The organism is Ottowia sp. (genome assembly GCF_016703145.1).
In the GTDB taxonomy this organism is placed as follows: Bacteria; Pseudomonadota; Gammaproteobacteria; order Burkholderiales; family Burkholderiaceae_C; genus Ottowia.
In genome coordinates this window covers 60,582-76,947 of the sequence record NZ_JADJCO010000005.1, presented here as the reverse complement: position 1 = coordinate 76,947, position 16,366 = coordinate 60,582, and the positions used below count along the sequence as shown (strand labels likewise).

Below are 16,366 nucleotides of genomic sequence, written 5' to 3'. Positions count from 1 at the left end.
ATGCGGTTGCCGCGCCTTCCTCGCCTCGCCGCCGCTGTACTGGTGCTCACCGTGGCCGCCTGCGGCGGTGGCGGTGCGCCCGACGCCAGCCGGGTGCGCCAGGCCGCCGCACGGCTGGACACCCTGGTACCGCGATGGATGGCGCGCACCGGCGTGCCGGGCGTGGCCGTCTCGGTGGTGCATGGCGGCCAGACGGTGTATGCCCGCGGCTTCGGCGTGCGCCGGGTGGACAGCGACGCGCCCGTGGATGCCGACACGGTGTTCCCGCTCGCCTCGGTGTCCAAGTCCCTGGCCGCCACCGCCATGGCCGCACACATGGGCAGCGGCACGGTGGGGTGGGACACGCCCATCCAGCGGCTGCTGCCAAACTTCGCCCTGGCCTATCCTCAGGCGCAAGACAACGCCCGCCTGAGCCTGGGCGATCTGTTCGCCCACCGCAGCGGCCTGCCCGATCACGCCGGCGACCAGCTCGAGGACCTGGGCTACTCGCGCAATGCCATCCTGGAGCGCCTGCGCCACGCCGCCCTCCACCCCTACGGCAGCTATGCCTACACCAACTTCGGCCTGACGGCCGCCGCGCAGGCCCTGGCGCAGGCGCGCGGCACCGACTGGCCCACCCTGTCCGAGCGGACCCTGTACCAGCCGCTGGGCATGGCCCACGCCAGCTCGCGCTACGCCGACCTGGCCGCCCAGGCCAACCGCGCCTGGGGCCATGCGCAGATCGGCCTGAGCTACGACAGCTACGGCGCGTCGCCCGCCCGCTACGCCGTGCAGCAGCCCCCGCGCCAGCCCGACGCGCAATCGCCCGCCGGCGGCGCCAGCGCCAGCGCGGCCGACATGGCGCGCTGGATGGCGCTGGTGCTGGCCCAGGGCCGGTGGCAAGGGCGGCAACTTGTCCACCCCGCCGCGCTGCAGGCGGCGCTGACGGCCCGCCCCGGCGGCGCCTATGGCTACGGCTTCAACGTCGGGCCCGATCCGCACGGCCACCCCAGCGTCTCGCACTCCGGCGCCTTCCTGCTGGGCGCGCACACCGCCTTCATCCTGTGGCCGCAGGCCGATCTGGGCATCATCGTGCTCACCAACGCCCAGCCGCGCGGCCTGGCCGAGGCCATTGCGCTGGCCTTTGGCGAGCAGGCCCTGGGCGATGTGGCCGATGGCGTGCCCAGCGCCGACTGGCTGGCCGCCATGCAGGCCAGGATGCACGACATGTACCGCCCACTGGGCCGCCTGGCCGGCCAACCCGCGCCCGCCCATCCCGCGCCGCCCCAGCCGCTGGCCCGCTATGCCGGGCGCTACGCCAACGCCTATTACGGCGATGCCCAGGTGGTGCTCAACGCCGATGGCACGGCGCTCGATCTCGTCATCGGCCCCGCCCAGGTGCGCCACCGCCTGCGCCCCCGCGACGGCGACCTGTTCGCCTTCGACCTGCAGGGCGAAAACGCCCCGCCCGGCTCCGTCTCGGCCGTTCAGTTCAGCCTGGACGGCCCGGGGCGGATGCAGGTCGAGTTCTACGCCGAAGACCTGGCGCACGGGCTTTTCGAGCGCGTGCCCGATGACCAATAACAGCCTGCAACTACAAGGAGTCTCTGAAATGCACAACATCCCATCACCTTCCCACATGGCCCTGCTGGCGGCGCTTGCCCTGGCGGGCTGCGGCGGCGGCAGCGGTTCCAGCCCCGGCGGCGTAACCGCGCCGCCGCCGGGCGCGGGCGCGCCCAAGGGCTCCGTCGTCTGCAAGGACTACGACATGCAGGACGTGACGGTTGCGCCCAAGACCATCACCATCCGCAACAACGCCGACGAGCAGATCTACCCCGTGCTCTCCACCAGCACCAATGCGGAGAACCTGTGGGTTCAGGGCTGCCTGCGCACCACCGAGGCGCTGCCCACCGACGTGGTCTACAAGCTCTACGTCAACGACGGCCAGGGCATTCCGCCCGGCTCCGAAGTCACCATCACCCTGCCGCTCTACAGCGAACTCGGCCCCAAGCAGTACATCACCTGGTGGAACGGCGGCCGCGTGCTGCTGGCCGACCGCGACAAGCGCCTGCGCAACGACGAAGACAAGCCCATGGCCACCCCCGCCGACGTGGCCTGCCAGGCGCAGGGCACGGCGTGCACGCTGACGACGTACGCCAGCAAGGTGCAGTTCCCCGAGGACGCCTTCGCGCAACTGTCCGAATACACCTTCGGCGATTCCGACGTGCCCGCGGGGCAGGCCGCGCGGCTGCTCAAGCCCGCCAACGTGGGCTACAACATTTCCTACGTCGATCACGTCTACATGCCCGTGGCCATCGGCCCCAGGGACAACCCCTACATCGGCTACAGCGGCTCGGTGCAAAAGCCTGCCGAGTTCCGCAAGGCGCTGCGCAGCTTCCTGGACGGCCTGGGCGAAGGCTGGCCGGTCTACAACATGAGCGAAGTGCGCCTGCCCGGCGGCTACAACATCTTTGCCCAGCGCGGCGGCTACCTGATCCAGGACCCCGACGTGCCCGTGCAGCCGCCCGATGGCCAGAACCCGCCGGTGCTCACGGTGAAGAAGTGCCTCGACAAGCAATGCACGCCCGAGGAGCAACGCACCCTGCAATGGGGCCAGTCGGTGCAGAACATCCAGGACCTGTGGGGCTCGTGCGTCGATTGGGGCAGCGAGGACATCTCCGCCTACACCAGCAAGAAATATCCCCAGGACTGCCCCGCCCCGCAGGCGATGCGGGACAAGCTGGCCCTCGTCAAGGACTTCTTCGCCGAGAACCACAAGAAGTACCTGGCGATGTACGACGCCAAGCAATGCACCGGCGAGCCCAAAGGCTCGGGCAAGATTCCGCCGCACGTCGCCGAGTTCAAGTACTGGGAGGCCATCAAGCACATCTACGGCTGGGTGCCCTACAACGAAGGCTGCGGCGCGGGCGACAACAAGCTGGGCGCCACCACGGCCCAGGGCCGCGACCACGCCTACGTGCAGGCCATGTACATCCAGGACCTGCAATACAACTACAGCCAGAGCGCCGTCCAGGCCAACCCCAAGCTCGCCTTCAACCCCTACGTCAAGCTGATCCACGACGACCTGGGCATGAGCGCCTACGGCTTCTCGGTGGATGACGCCGTGGGCTTCATGAGCGAGCTGGGCAACGGCCTGGTATTCACCGTGGGCGGCGTGCAGGGGCTGGAGAACGGGCGCGCCTTCAACTACCACGACGGCTTCGACGTGCTGCTGGGCAATCCCGCCGACCGGGTGCCCGAAAACAAGCCGCTCCTCAAGAAGTACGGCGCCTGCTCGCTGGGCCAGGACGCGAGCGACCCGAACTGCGACAAGGTCAAGCAGGACGTGGCCATGCCCGACACCAACCGCATCGTCGGCTTCCGCGTGGGCACCATGCCCTCGTACCCCATGAAGGTGCGTTTCACCGACGCGCAGGACAACGTCTATACCTTGCTCGTCAAGGAAAAGTTCGCCGCCTGCGCCGGCGCGCTGGCCAACTGCCCGTCCAACCGGGCCAGCATCGTCGATCAGAGCGCGTGCAGCGTCATGACCCCGGAGGGCGCCAAGCACCCCAAGTCCGACACCTGGTGCGTCGGCGCCAATCCCAACCAGAGCCGGGAGAACGACGAGGCGGCCATCAAGAACCACCTGAGCTACCCCGTTCCCGTGCAGTACCTGCCTTAAGGTCGAAAACGCTTCCAGCGCTTGCGGGACAAGCGTCGTGGACGCCGGCGCCCCGGCCGCGCTGGCGGCACCCACAGCCATCCCAAGCTGTCTCAGTGGGGCGCGTGTCTGCTGGCACTGCTGCTGGCGACTTGCGGCATTCGCTATCATAAAAATAGCTTCCACCGCTTCAAGGACGCGGGCTGAAGGTCAATAAGGCTGTTATTCCTCGACCGATCCGCCCCCCACCGCCGGCCACGCGCACTCGGCCCGCCCTGCAGGCGCGCGGCCGGCGCCCTATGATCCGCGCCGATGTCCACCTATCAAGTTCTCCGCCCTTCACGCAGCGCGTTCGTTCCCGTCCGCCTGCACCGCTACCACGTGCGCCTGTGGGGCGAGCCGGGCGGCGCGCCGCCGCCGCTGGTGCTGGTGCACGGCTGGATGGACGTGGCGGCGTCCTGGCAGTTCATGGTGGACGCGCTGTCGCCCGCGTTCCTGCAGGGCCGCCTGGTCATCGCGCCGGACTGGCGCGGCTTCGGCCATTCCACCGGGCCGGCGTGCGACCACTACGCCATGGCCGACTACCTGGGCGACCTGGAGTGGCTGCTGGACCACTACGCGCCCGGCCAGCAGGTCGATCTGGTCGGCCACAGCATGGGCGGCAACGTCGCCATGATGTACGCCGGGGTGCGGCCCGCGCGCATCCGCCGCCTGGTCAACCTCGAAGGCTTCGGCATGCCCGCCACCCGCCCCAAGCAGGCGCCCGCCCGCTACGCGCGGTGGCTGGACGAGATCAAGGCCCTGCACCAGGGCGCGCGCGCGCTGCGCGGCTACGACGACGCGGCCGGCGTCGCCGCCCGATTGGTGAAGACCAACCACCGCCTGCCGCCGGACAAGGCCGACTGGCTGGCGCGGCACTGGGCCGAGCCGCGCACCGGCGAGGACGGCGCCACGCGCTGGGAGATCATGGGCGACTCGGCGCACCGCATCATCAACGCGCAGCTCTTCCAGGTCGAGGAGATGCTGGCGCTGTACGCCGCCATCACGGCGCCCACCCTGGTGGTCGAGGCCAGCGACGAAAGCATGGCGCACTGGTGGAAAGGCCGCTACACGCTGGCCGAATTCCACGAGCGCCTGAAGGCCGTGCCGCGGATGCGGCTGGAAACGCTGCCCGACTGCGGCCACATGCTGCACCACGACCAGCCCGAGCGGCTGGCGCGCATGGTCGAGGCGTTCCTGGCGGAGGCCTGACGGGCCGGCCGGCGCCGCTGGTGAGAAAATCGCGGGTTCCGCGCCCCCGCCGGGCGCCCTTTCCACCGATTTCGCCGGAAGCAGCACACCATGGACGCAGAACACATCAACCAGATCGGCACCCGCATCGAGGACCTCAGCGCTCGCACCGCCGAGCTCCGGGGGTATCTTTGACTACCCTGCCAAGGCCGAACGCCTGCGCACGGTGAATGCGTCGCTCGAAGACCCCACGGTCTGGAACGACCCCAGGAAGGCCCAGGAGCTAGGCAAGGAGAAGAAAGCGCTCGACGGCGTGGTCGTCACGCTCGACGAGCTGACGCGCGAGCTGGCCGACAGCGGCGAGCTGTTCGAGATGAGCCGCGACGAGGGCGACGAGGCCGGCCTGAAAGCCATCGCCGACGACGTGGCCCGGCTGGCCGCCACGGTGGAGGAGCTGGAGTTCCGCCGCATGTTCAACCAGCCCGCCGACCCGAGCAACTGCTTTCTCGACATCCAGGCCGGTGCCGGCGGCACCGAGGCGCAGGACTGGGCCAGCATGCTGCTGCGCCAGTACCTGAAGTACGCCGAGCGCAAGGGCTTCAAGACCGACATCGAGGACGAGACGCCGGGCGAGACCGCCGGCATCAAGGGCGCCACCATCAAGGTCGAGGGCGAGTACGCCTACGGCCTGCTGCGCACCGAGACCGGCGTGCACCGGCTGGTGCGCAAGTCGCCATTCGACTCCTCGGGCGGGCGCCACACCAGCTTCGCCAGCGTGTTCGTCTACCCCGAGGTGGACGACTCGATCGAGATCGACATCAACCCCGCCGACGTGCGCACCGACACCTACCGCGCCAGCGGCGCCGGCGGCCAGCACATCAACAAGACCGACTCGGCGGTGCGCCTGACGCACCTGCCCACCGGCATCGTGGTGCAGTGCCAGGACGGCCGCAGCCAGCACAGCAACCGTGACGTGGCCTGGAAGCGCCTGCGCTCGCGCCTGTACGACCACGAGATGCGCAAGCGCCAGGAAGAGCAGCAGAAGCTGGAAGACAGCAAGACCGACGTCGGCTGGGGCCACCAGATCCGCAGCTACGTGCTGGACAACAGCCGCATCAAGGACCTGCGCACCAACGTCGAGATCAGCAACACGCAGAAAGTGCTGGACGGCGACCTGGACGCGTTCATCGAGGCCAGCCTGAAGCAGGGGGTGTGATGCCCAGATTTCAAGCATTTTATGCCTCCAGCCCGCACCGGTATTTATCCGGTAGCTATTGATTTTGAAGCAAGGATACTTTGATGCGTGAAGGACACACCACCGCCGTCACCCGCCGGCAGAACTATGCCCCGCCCGCCTTCTGGATCGACAACGTCGATCTCACCCTCGACCTGGAGCCGGGCAAGACGCGGGTGCTCAACCGCATGCGCGTGCGCCGCAACCTGGACGTGCCGGCGCAGCCGCTGCGGCTCGACGGCGACGAGCTGAACCTGTCGCGCGTGATGCTGGCCGGCCAGGGCTGCTCCTTCCGCATGGAGGGCGACGCCCTGGTGCTGGAGAACCTGCCCGAGGGCGGCGAGCCCTTCGACCTGGAGGTCTTCACCACCTGCGCCCCCGAGAAGAACACCCGGCTCATGGGCCTGTTCATGAGCGGCGGCGACTTCTTCACCCAGTGCGAGGCCGAGGGCTTTCGCCGCATCACCTACTTCCTCGACCGGCCGGACGTGATGGCCACCTACACCGTCACCCTGCGCGCCGACAAGGCGCGCTGGCCGGTGCTGCTGTCCAACGGCAACCTGGTGGGCGAAGGCGAGCTGGAAGGCGGCCGCCACTTCGCCACCTGGCACGACCCGCACAGGAAGCCCAGCTACCTGTTCGCCGTCGTCGCCGGCCGGCTGGTGGCGCGCGAGCAGCGCATCACCACGCGCGCCGGGCGCGAGCACCTGCTGCAGGTCTACGTGCGCCCGGGCGACCTGGACCAGACCGAGCACGCCATGAACTCGCTCATCCACTCCGTGCTGTGGGACGAGGCGCGCTTCGGCCTCTCGCTCGACCTCGACCGCTTCATGATCGTCGCCACCAGCGACTTCAACGCCGGGGCCATGGAGAACAAGGGCCTGAACATCTTCAACACCAAGTACGTGCTGGCCAAGCCCGCCACCGCCACCGACAGCGACTTCGACGCGGTGGAAAGCGTGATCGGCCACGAGTACTTCCACAACTGGACGGGCAACCGAGTCACCTGCCGCGACTGGTTCCAGCTCTCGCTGAAGGAAGGCCTGACGGTGTTCCGCGACCAGGAGTTCAGCGAGGACCTGGCCGGCACCCCCAGTGCGCGCGCCGTGCGGCGCATCGAGAACGTCATCGCCCTGCGCGCCGCGCAGTTCCCCGAGGACGCCGGCCCCATGGCGCACCCGGTGCGGCCCGACGAGTACCTGGAGATCAGCAACTTCTACACCACCACCATCTACGAGAAGGGCGCCGAGGTGGTGCGCATGATCCAGACCCTGCTGGGCCGCGACAGCTTCCGGCGCGGCATGGCGCTGTACTTCCAGCGCCACGACGGCCAGGCCGTCACCTGCGACGACTTCGCCCAGGCCATGGCCGACGCCAGCCCCGGCAGCGAGCTGGCGCGCCTGCTGCCCCAGTTCAAGCGCTGGTACAGCCAGGCCGGCACGCCCGTGGTGCAGGCGCGCGGCAGCTTCGACGCCGCCGCGCGCACCTACACGCTGGCGCTGGCGCAGCGCTGCCCGCCCACGCCGGGCCAGCCCGGCAAGCAGCCCTTCGTCATCCCCATCCGCCTGGGCCTGATCGGCCCCGACGGGCAGGCGCTGCCCCTGGCGCCGCGGGACGGCGCTCTGCTGGGCGGCGACACCTTCGTGCTGACCGAGGCCGAGGCCACCCTCGTCTTCACCGGCATCGACGCCGAGCCCGTGCCCTCGCTGCTGCGCGGCTTCTCCGCTCCCGTCGAGCTGGACGCCGGCCACGGCCCCGACCAGTTCATGCACCTGCTGGCGCACGACGGCGACCCCTTCAACCGCTGGGAAGCCGGGCAGCGGCTCGCCCTGCGGATTGCTCTCGATCTGATAGCTGACGGTGCAGTCCCGGTGCCGGTCAGGCCGCTGAACGATGCCTGCATGCAGGCCCTGCGCGCGGTGCTGCGCCACCCCGGCCTGGACGCCGCCTTCAAGCAGTTGGTGCTGACCCTGCCGGGCGAGGACTACATCGCCGAGCAGCTGGACGATGCCGACCCCCAGCGCATCCACGCCGTGCGCGACGCGATGGAGCTGCAACTGGCCACCGAGCTGCAGGCCGACTGGCAGTGGGCCTACGAGGGCAACGCCGACACCGGCGCCTACACGCCCGACCCCGTCTCCAGCGGCCGGCGCGCCCTCGCCGGCCTGGCGCTGCGCATGCTGTGCCTGGGCGCGCGCGCCAGCGGCGACCCGGTGTGGCCCGGCAAGGCCTACCAGCACGTCAAGACCGCCGGCAACATGACCGACCGCCTGAACGCGCTGCGCGCCCTGGTGGACGGCGGCCACGCGCTGGCCGGCCGCGCCCTGGCGCGCTACTACGAGCTGTTCCGCCACGAGCCGCTGGCGCTGGACAAGTGGTTCGCCCTGCAGGCGCGCGCGCCCGACCGCGGCGGCGACGTGCTGCCCGCCGTGCGCGAGTTGATGCGCCACGCCGACTTCAGCCTGCGCACGCCCAACCGCGCGCGCAGCCTGATCTTCAGCTACTGCCACGGCAACCCGGCCGCCTTCCACCGCCGGGACGCGGCCGGCTACCTGTTCTGGGCCGACCGCGTGCTGGAGCTGGACGCCCTCAACCCGCAGGTCGCCGCCCGCCTGGCGCGCGCCATGGACGCCTGGGCGCGCCTGGCCGAGCCCTACCGCGGCGCCGCGCGCGAGGCCATCGCCCGCGTCGCCGCCAAGGCCGATCTCAGCAACGACGTGCGCGAGGTCGTCACCCGCGCCCTCGCCGACACCCCCGCGACCAGCGCCTGAAGACCATGAAGAACACCCGCATCTCCCTCACCCGCCACCTGGTCGAGAAGCAGCGCGTCGACGGCCACATCCCCGGCCAGCTGCGCCTGCTGCTGGAGGTGGTGGCGCGCGCCTGCAAGAGCATCAGCCACGCCGTCAACAAGGGCGCGCTGGGCGGCGTGCTCGGCAGCGCCGGCAGCGAGAACGTGCAGGGCGAAGTGCAGAAGAAGCTGGACATCATCGCCAACGAGGTGCTGATCGAGGCCAACGAATGGGGCGGCCACCTGGCGGCGATGGCCTCGGAAGAGATGGAAGGCATCTACGTCGTGCCCAACCGCTACCCGCAGGGCGAATACCTGCTGCTGTTCGATCCGCTGGACGGCTCCAGCAACATCGACGTCAACGTCAGCATTGGCACCATCTTCAGCGTGCTGAAGATGCCCGACGACGACCGCGGCGTGGAGGAGCAGGACTTCCTGCAGCCCGGCCGCCAGCAGGTGGCCGCCGGCTACTGCGTCTACGGCCCGCAGACCACGCTGGTGCTTACCGTCGGCGACGGCGTGGACGTGTTCACGCTCGACCGCGAGCAGGGCAGCTTCGTGCTCACGCGCGAGGGCCTGCGCATTCCCGAGGACACCCAGGAATTCGCCATCAACATGAGCAACATGCGCCACTGGGACGAGCCCGTCAGGCGCTACGTCGACGAATGCCTGGCGGGCCGTGAAGGCCCGCGCGGCAAGGACTTCAACATGCGCTGGATCGCCAGCATGGTCGCCGACGTGCACCGCATCCTGACGCGCGGCGGCATCTTCATGTACCCCTGGGACAAGCGCGAGCCCCACAAGCCCGGCAAGCTGCGCCTGATGTACGAGGCCAACCCCATGGGCTGGCTGGTCGAGCAGGCCGGCGGCGCCGCCACCAACGGCCGCGAGCGCATCCTCGACGTGCAGCCCCGCCAGCTGCACGAGCGCGTGAGCGTGATCCTGGGCAGCAGGAACGAGGTCGAGCGCGTGACGCGCTACCATCGCGAGGCGGCGCCTGCGGCCTGACCTGAATCCCGCGCCCGCAACCACACATCCTTCCGGAGACAAAACCAAGTGAGCACCAATTCCGACCGCCTGATCTTCCTGAGCCTGGGCAGGGTATCCCGCGTGATGTCCATGGGCACCGACGGCACCGACCTCCAGACCCTCGCCGAGGGCCTGGAATCCGCTCCCGACGGCGTGGCCGTCGATCCGGTGGGCCGGCACATCTTCATCAGCTACATGGGCCTCGTGCGCGTGGGCGAGGACTACTGGGAGAACGACGGCCACGTCGAGCGCTGCAACTACGACGGCAGCGACCGCCAGGTGATCGTGCCCGTCGGCAGCTTCACCACGGGCAAGCAGATCACCTTCAACGAGCACACTCGCCGCCTCTACTGGTGCGACCGCGAGGGCATGCGCGTGATGAGCTGCCGCCCCGACGGCTCGGACCTGACGACGCTGGTGCAGACCGGCGCCGGCGAGGACCGGACCGACCCCACGCGGCACTGCGTGGGTGTCGCCGTCGATGCCAAGGGCGGCTACATCTACTGGACGCTGAAGGGCAAGCCCAACGGCAACGAAGGCCGCATCGTGCGCGCGCCGCTGGCGCTGCCCGCCGGCGCCGACCCGGCCCGCCGCACCGACATCGAGACGCTGCTGGGCGAGCTGCCCGAGCCCATCGACCTGGACTGGGACGAGCAGACCGACACCCTCTACTGGACCGACCGGGGCGACCCGCCCAAGGGCAACACGCTCAACCGCGCCAAGGTCCGCGACGGCAAGGCGGTGGACCACGAGATCCTGCTGTCGAACCTGCGCGAGGCCATTGGCCTGGCGCTGGACCTGCCCAACCGCCGCGCCTTCATCACCGAACTGATTGGCGGCGCGGTGCAGGTGGCCGACCTCTACCGTCCGGGCGAAGGCCAGGTCGTCTACGAAGGCAAGGGCCGGCTGACCGGCCTGGCCTACCTGCGGGCCTGAGCCCCGTCCCCCAACGTGAACGAGGTGGCCCAGGCCACCTCGTTTGCTATTTATTCAATAGCTTTCAGCATATATCTGGCGCGGGCTTCAGGCCGATTTGACCTGAAATCCGAAGCCACTCAGCCTAGAAACGGCAGTTGAACGCGCCCGCCAGTGCCGTGATCGGCGTGGCAGGCAAGGCGCGAGGACGCGGCAGGCTGATGCCTGCAAGGACGAGCAACGCCGCATGGCGCGGCGAGCGCGGTGCTGGCGGGTGCGTAGCGCTCTCACCCAACAGGTGCGGGTCGTTGAAGCGGCGAAGTCAGTGTTCATGCGGCGCTCCTGACGATAGCGAGCGCGGTCAACTGCCGTTTCTAGGCTCAATGCGCCTGCTCCCAGTTCGGCCCCACGCCGACCTCGGCCACCAGCGGCACCTGGAGGGCGGCCACGCCGGCCATCAGGCGAGGCACTTCGGCCGTCACCCAGTCGATCTCCGCCTCGGGCACTTCCAGCACCAGTTCGTCGTGCACCTGCATGATGATGCGGCTGGCGCGGCCTTCGGCTTCCAGCGCCTGCTGCACCGCGACCATGCTCTTCTTGATCAGGTCGGCCGCGGTGCCCTGCATCGGCGCATTGATGGCCTGGCGTTCGGCCGCGGCGCGGCGCGGGCCGTTGCCGCCCTTGATCTCCGGCAGGGTCAGGCGCCGGCCAAAGACGGTTTCGACGTAGCCGTGTTCGCGCGCGAAGGCCACGGTCTGGTCCATGTAGCGCCGCACGCCCGGGTAGCGCTCGAAGTAACGCTCGATGTAGTTGCGCGCGGCGGTGTTGTCGATGCCTAAGTTGCGCGCCAGGCCGTAGCTGCTCATGCCGTAGATCAGCCCGAAGTTGATGACCTTGGCGTAGCGCCGCTGCTCGCTGCTCACCTGGTCGGGCGCGACGCCGAACACCTCGGCGGCGGTGGCGCGGTGCACGTCCAGGCCGTCGGCGAAGGCCTTGAGCAGGGCCGCGTCGCCCGACAGGTGGGCCATGATGCGCAGCTCGATCTGGCTGTAATCGCAGCTCACGATGGCGTGGCCGGGCGGCGCGATGAAGGCCTCGCGGATGCGCCGGCCCTCGGTGGTGCGCACGGGAATGTTCTGCAGGTTGGGGTCGTTGCTGGACAGCCGCCCGGTGACGGCCACGGCCTGCGCGTAGTGCGTGTGCACGCGCCCGCCAGCGTCCACCATCTGCGGCAGCTTGTCGGTGTAGGTGCCCTTGAGCTTGGACAGGCCCCGGTGCTCCAGGATGCGGGCGGGCAGCGGGTAGTCCTCGGCCAGCTTCTCCAGCACCTCCTCGTCGGTGCTGGGGGCGCCGGTGGCGGTCTTCTTGACCACGGGCAGGCCGAGCTTGTTGAAGAAGATCTCGCCGATCTGCTTGGGCGAGCCCAGGTTGAAGGGCTGGCCGGCCAGCTCGTGCGCCTGCTGCTCCAGGGCGACGATGCGCTGGCCCAGCTCGTGGCTCTGCTTGCGCAGCAGCGCGGTGTCGATCAGCACGCCGTGGCGCTCGATCTGGTAGAGCACCTCGCTGCACCGCACCTCCAGCGCGTAGATGGCGCGCAGGCGCTCGTCCTGCTCCAGGCGCGGCCACAGCGCCAGGTGCACGTCCAGCGTCTGGTCGGAGTCCTCGCACGAATACTCGGCGGCCTTGTCCACCGGCACCTGGGCGAAGGGGATCTGGTGCGCGCCCTTGCCGCACAGGTCCTCGTAGCTGACGCCGCCGCGGCCGAGGTGGCGCTCGGCCAGGCTGGCCAGTCCATGCGGCCGGTGCACTTCCAGCACGTAGCTCTGCAGCATGGTGTCGTGCACGTAGCCCCGCACCTCGATGCCGTGGTTGGCGAAGACGTGGCGGTCGTACTTGACGTGCTGGCCGAGCTTGGGCGCGCGCGGGTTCTCCAGCCAGGGCGCGAGGCGCGCCAGCACCTCGTCCATGGGCAGTTGCTCGGGCGCGTCGGGGCCGGTGTGGGCCAGCGGGATGTAGGCCGCCTCGCCCGGCGCCACGCTGAAGCTGAGGCCGACGATGCGCGCCTGCATCTCGTCGAGGGAGGTGGTCTCGGTGTCGAGCGCGGTCAATTCGGCGGCCTCGATGCGGGCCAGCCAGCGGTCGAAGGCGGGCCAGTCCAGCACCGTCTCGTAGCGCACGCCGCCGCCTTCCGCGTGCGAGGCGGCGGGCGCGTCGGTGAACAGGTCGGCGGCCGGGGCTGGCGCGGGCGCGGGCTTTTTCAGGCCCTTGGCCAGGGTCCTGAAACCATATTTTTCATAGAAATCGGCCAAGGCCGGCTCCTGCATTGCGCCGGCAGCTATTGAATTCATAGCTGGCAGACCCTCGACGTGCCCCGCCAAGTCGCAGTCGGTGCGGATCTTGAGCAGCTCGCGCCCGGTGGGCAGCCAGTCCAGCGCCTGGCGCAGGTTCTGGCCCGCCGCGCCCTTGATCTGCCCGGCATGGGCCACGATGGCGTCGAGCGAGCCGTATTCGGCCAGCCACTTGGCGGCGGTCTTGGGGCCGACCTTGTCCACGCCGGGCACGTTGTCCACGGCGTCGCCCACCAAGGTCTGGTAGTCCAGCATGCGCGAGGCGGGCACGCCGAACTCGGCCTGCACGCCGGCTAGGTCGCGCCGCTTGCCGCTCATGGTGTCGATGATGGCGACGTGCTCGGTCACCAGTTGCGCCAGGTCCTTGTCGCCGCTGGAGACGACGACCTCCATGCCCTGCCCCTCGGCCGCGTGGGCCAGCGTGCCGATCACGTCGTCGGCCTCGACGCCGGGCACCGCCAGCACCCGCCAGCCCAGCAGGCCGACCACCTCGTGGATCGGCGCGATCTGGCTGCGCAGGTCGTCGGGCATGGGCGCGCGCTGCGCCTTGTAGCGGGGGTAGATGGCGTCGCGGAAGGTGGGGCCCGAGGCGTCGAACACGCAGGCGGCGTACTGCGCGTGCGGGTAGTCCTTGCGCAGGGCGGTCAGCATGTTGATCATGCCGCGGATGGCGCCGGTGGGCTGGCTCGCCGGATCGCCCGGGTTGGCGCGCAGGTCGGGCAGGGCGTGGTAGGCGCGGTACAGGTAGCTGGAACCATCGACCAGCAGCAACAGGGGGCGCGGTGGCGCGTCCGGCGCGGGGGTGGAAGGGGCTGCTTCGGGGGCGGTTTCTTGCATGGCGGCATTGTGCCCGCCCGGTGGCGCGCGTCAGGCGGCCGGGTCGGCGCCGCCGTGTTCCCGGTCGTGTAGCAGGGCTTGCGCGCGGTCCATGGCGGCGTGCAGGTGCGCCACCTCGCCAGGCTCCAGGACCTGGTTGAGCGTCTGCTGGGCGCGCTTCCAGTGCACCCGGGCCTCGGCGTGCTTGGCCTGGCCTTCGGGCGTGATCTCCACCCGCCGCTCGCGCGCGTTGGCGCCGGGCCCCTGGCGCACCCAGCCCTGCTCCTGCAGCAGGCGCAGGTTGCGCGTCAGCGTGGAGCCGTCCAGGCCCATGCGCTCGGCCAGTTCGCCGGGGTTGACGGGCCCCAGCGCCAGCACGTACCCCAGCAGCGAGAACTGCGTGCCCTTGAGCCCGGCCTGGCCGATCTCGGCGTCGTACAGGCGCGACACGCTGCGCAGCAGTTGCCGCAGCTTGAAATAGGTACACCCCTGGGGTGATGCGGACGTGTGGGCCATCGCTTTATTTGTATATACAATCGTTGCAGATACAAAGAACTCCAGAACCGAGGATACCGCATGCCATCCGCTTCTTCCACCGCCGGCCCGGCCCAGGCTGCCGCGGCAGACCGCACGCAAACGCTGATCACCGCGCCGGTGCTGCCCCTGCTGGTGCGCTTTGCCCTGCCCAACATGGGCGCCCTGCTGGCGGCGGCGCTGGCCAGCGTGTCGGAAACCATCTACGTCGGCCGGTTCGGCTCCGGCGCGCTGGCCGGCCTGGCGCTGGTGTTTCCCATGGTCATGATGCAGTCCATGCTGTCGGCGGGCGCCATGGGCAGCAGCGTGTCGTCCACCATCAGCCGCGCCCTGGGCGCCGGCCAGACCGAGCGGGCCAACGCCCTGGCGGTGCATGCGCTGTGGATCGGGGTGGCGGGCGGCGGCCTGTACATGCTGGCGATGCTGGTGCTGGGCGAGGCGCTCTACGCCCTGCTCGGCGGGCAGGGCGAAATCCTGCGGCACGCGGTGGCCTATGGGCAGGTCGCCTTCCTGGGGTCGGTGTTCGTGTGGGTGGTCAACACGCTGTCGTCGGTGATCCGGGGCGCGGGGCGCATGACGGTGCCGTCGGTCGCGCTGCTGCTCATTTCGGTCGCGCAGGTGGTCATCAGCGGCGCCCTGGGGCTGGGCTGGGGGCCCTTGCCCGCGCTGGGCATGCGCGGCGTGGCCGCCGGCCAGGTCGTGGCCTATGGCGTCGGGGCGGCGGCGCTGCTGGCCTGGCTGCTGGCGGGTCGCGCCGGCATCCAGCTGCCGCTGCGGCGCACCCCCGTGCGGATGGAAACGTTGCGCACCATCCTCCAGGCGGGCGCGGTGGCCTGCATCTCGCCGCTGCAGACGGTGCTGACGATCCTCATCCTGACGCGGCTGGTGGCGCAGTTCGGCCCCGAGGCGCTGGCCGGCTACGGCATCGGCACGCGGCTGGAGTTCCTGCTGGTGCCCATTGCCTTCGCGGTGGGCGTCGCCTCGGTGCCGCTGGTGGGCATGGCCATGGGCGCCGGCCAGGCGGCGCGCGCGCGCCGGGTGGCCTGGACCGCCGCGGCGATGGCCGGGGCGATGCTGGGGGCGATCGGCCTGGTGGTGACCTGGTGGCCTGACGTGTGGACCCGCCTGTTCACGCAGGACGCGCCAGTGCTGGCCTCCACCGCGTCGTACTTCCAGTGGGCGGGGCCGTGCTACGCGCTGTTCGGGGTGGGCCTGTCGCTGTATTTCTCGTCGGTGGCGGCTGGCAAGGCGGCGGGCCCGGTCATGGCTGGCACGCTGCGGCTAGTGGTGGTGGCCGCCGGTGGCGTGGCCCTGGCCAGCGCCGCGGCACCGGCGTGGACCATTTTTGCGCTGGTGGCACTGGGCATGGCCGCCTATGGCCTGGCGACGATGGCGTTCGTCAAATCCACGCCGTGGGGCCCGCGGTGACCGCCCTCCTCCCCGGCCAGCGCCCGCCATGAACGCCGCGCCGGCCTACAATCGGCCCATGCAAGTCCACCGTCTTTGCCGCATCGTCCTGCTGGGTGCGGCCCTCGGCGCCGGGGCTGGCGCCTGGGCCCAGCCCGACGCCGCCGGCCCGGCCGTGCGCGATGCCACGCCCCTGGACCGCCGCACGCAGCGCGTGGAGCACATCCACGTGGAAGACGCCGGCAGCCGCGTGGACGAAGTGCGCTCCGGCGGCGAAACCAAGAGCATCACCGTGCAGCCCAAGGCCCCCGTGCCCGCCTACGACGTGCGCCCGGCCGACGCCACGCGCCTACAAAGCCCCGAGGCCGGCCCCGGCAGCGCGGGGCAACGCACCTGGAAAGTTCTGAGTTTCTGACTGC

At 70.1% G+C, this 16,366-nt stretch carries 11 protein-coding genes; 9 read left to right on the top strand and 2 right to left on the bottom strand.

What is annotated here, in order from left to right; genetic code table 11:
* The 7 genes from IPG65_RS13400 (at position 1) to IPG65_RS13370 (ending at position 10,863) form a co-directional block, all read left to right on the top strand.
* Positions 1-1,563 (top strand): serine hydrolase, encoded by a 1,563-nt coding sequence (locus tag IPG65_RS13400; RefSeq protein ID WP_293190376.1) that lies wholly within the window; start codon positions 1-3, stop codon positions 1,561-1,563.
* 28 nt (positions 1,564-1,591) lie between these two features.
* Positions 1,592-3,664, top strand: coding sequence for a hypothetical protein (locus IPG65_RS13395; protein ID WP_293190374.1), 2,073 nt, complete (start codon positions 1,592-1,594; stop codon positions 3,662-3,664).
* Between the two features lie 291 nt (positions 3,665-3,955).
* Positions 3,956-4,894 (top strand): alpha/beta hydrolase, encoded by a 939-nt coding sequence (locus IPG65_RS13390; RefSeq protein WP_293190372.1) that lies wholly within the window; start codon positions 3,956-3,958, stop codon positions 4,892-4,894.
* 90 nt (positions 4,895-4,984) lie between these two features.
* A protein-coding gene (gene prfB / locus IPG65_RS13385; protein WP_293190370.1) for a peptide chain release factor 2 occupies positions 4,985-6,089 on the top strand; the annotation gives its coding sequence in 2 pieces (ribosomal slippage) (positions 4,985-5,065 and positions 5,067-6,089; 1,104 coding nt in all).
* 83 nt (positions 6,090-6,172) lie between these two features.
* Entirely contained in the window at positions 6,173-8,878 is a 2,706-nt protein-coding gene (pepN, locus tag IPG65_RS13380) for an aminopeptidase N (protein ID WP_293190368.1), read from the top strand.
* A 5-nt stretch (positions 8,879-8,883) separates the two neighbouring features.
* Positions 8,884-9,906 (top strand): class 1 fructose-bisphosphatase, encoded by a 1,023-nt coding sequence (locus tag IPG65_RS13375; RefSeq protein WP_293190366.1) that lies wholly within the window; start codon positions 8,884-8,886, stop codon positions 9,904-9,906.
* Between the two features lie 48 nt (positions 9,907-9,954).
* The gene (locus tag IPG65_RS13370; RefSeq protein ID WP_293190364.1) at positions 9,955-10,863 is read left to right on the top strand and encodes a 3-hydroxyacyl-CoA dehydrogenase; all 909 of its coding nucleotides are present in this window, start codon (positions 9,955-9,957) and stop codon (positions 10,861-10,863) included.
* A gap of 359 nt (positions 10,864-11,222) precedes the next feature.
* Here the strand turns inward: IPG65_RS13370 and polA are convergent, their stop codons facing one another.
* Both polA and IPG65_RS13360 read right to left on the bottom strand, forming a co-directional pair.
* Positions 11,223-14,027, bottom strand: coding sequence for a DNA polymerase I (polA, locus tag IPG65_RS13365; RefSeq protein WP_293190362.1), 2,805 nt, complete (start codon positions 14,025-14,027; stop codon positions 11,223-11,225).
* Positions 14,028-14,057: 30 nt separating this feature from the next.
* Complete coding sequence (locus IPG65_RS13360) at positions 14,058-14,522, bottom strand: MarR family winged helix-turn-helix transcriptional regulator (RefSeq protein WP_293190360.1); 465 nt, start codon at positions 14,520-14,522, stop codon at positions 14,058-14,060.
* A gap of 60 nt (positions 14,523-14,582) precedes the next feature.
* On the opposite strand from IPG65_RS13360, the gene IPG65_RS13355 reads away from it, so the two are divergent.
* On the top strand, positions 14,583-15,968 hold the full coding sequence (locus tag IPG65_RS13355) for an MATE family efflux transporter (protein ID WP_293190358.1): 1,386 nt from the start codon (positions 14,583-14,585) through the stop codon (positions 15,966-15,968).
* 58 nt (positions 15,969-16,026) lie between these two features.
* The gene (locus tag IPG65_RS13350) at positions 16,027-16,362 is read left to right on the top strand and encodes a hypothetical protein (protein WP_293190356.1); all 336 of its coding nucleotides are present in this window, start codon (positions 16,027-16,029) and stop codon (positions 16,360-16,362) included.
* Positions 16,363-16,366: the final 4 nt, after the last annotated feature.

Coding starts and splice junctions, on each gene's coding strand:
- IPG65_RS13400 (WP_293190376.1), top strand. CDS start 1: ATGCGGTTGCCGCGCCTTCCTCGCCTCGCCGCCGCTGTACTGGTGCTC.
- IPG65_RS13395 (WP_293190374.1), top strand. CDS start 1,592: ATGCACAACATCCCATCACCTTCCCACATGGCCCTGCTGGCGGCGCTT.
- IPG65_RS13390 (WP_293190372.1), top strand. CDS start 3,956: ATGTCCACCTATCAAGTTCTCCGCCCTTCACGCAGCGCGTTCGTTCCC.
- pepN (WP_293190368.1), top strand. CDS start 6,173: ATGCGTGAAGGACACACCACCGCCGTCACCCGCCGGCAGAACTATGCC.
- IPG65_RS13375 (WP_293190366.1), top strand. CDS start 8,884: ATGAAGAACACCCGCATCTCCCTCACCCGCCACCTGGTCGAGAAGCAG.
- polA (WP_293190362.1), bottom strand. CDS start 14,027: ATGCAAGAAACCGCCCCCGAAGCAGCCCCTTCCACCCCCGCGCCGGAC.
- IPG65_RS13360 (WP_293190360.1), bottom strand. CDS start 14,522: ATGGCCCACACGTCCGCATCACCCCAGGGGTGTACCTATTTCAAGCTG.
- IPG65_RS13355 (WP_293190358.1), top strand. CDS start 14,583: ATGCCATCCGCTTCTTCCACCGCCGGCCCGGCCCAGGCTGCCGCGGCA.
- IPG65_RS13350 (WP_293190356.1), top strand. CDS start 16,027: ATGCAAGTCCACCGTCTTTGCCGCATCGTCCTGCTGGGTGCGGCCCTC.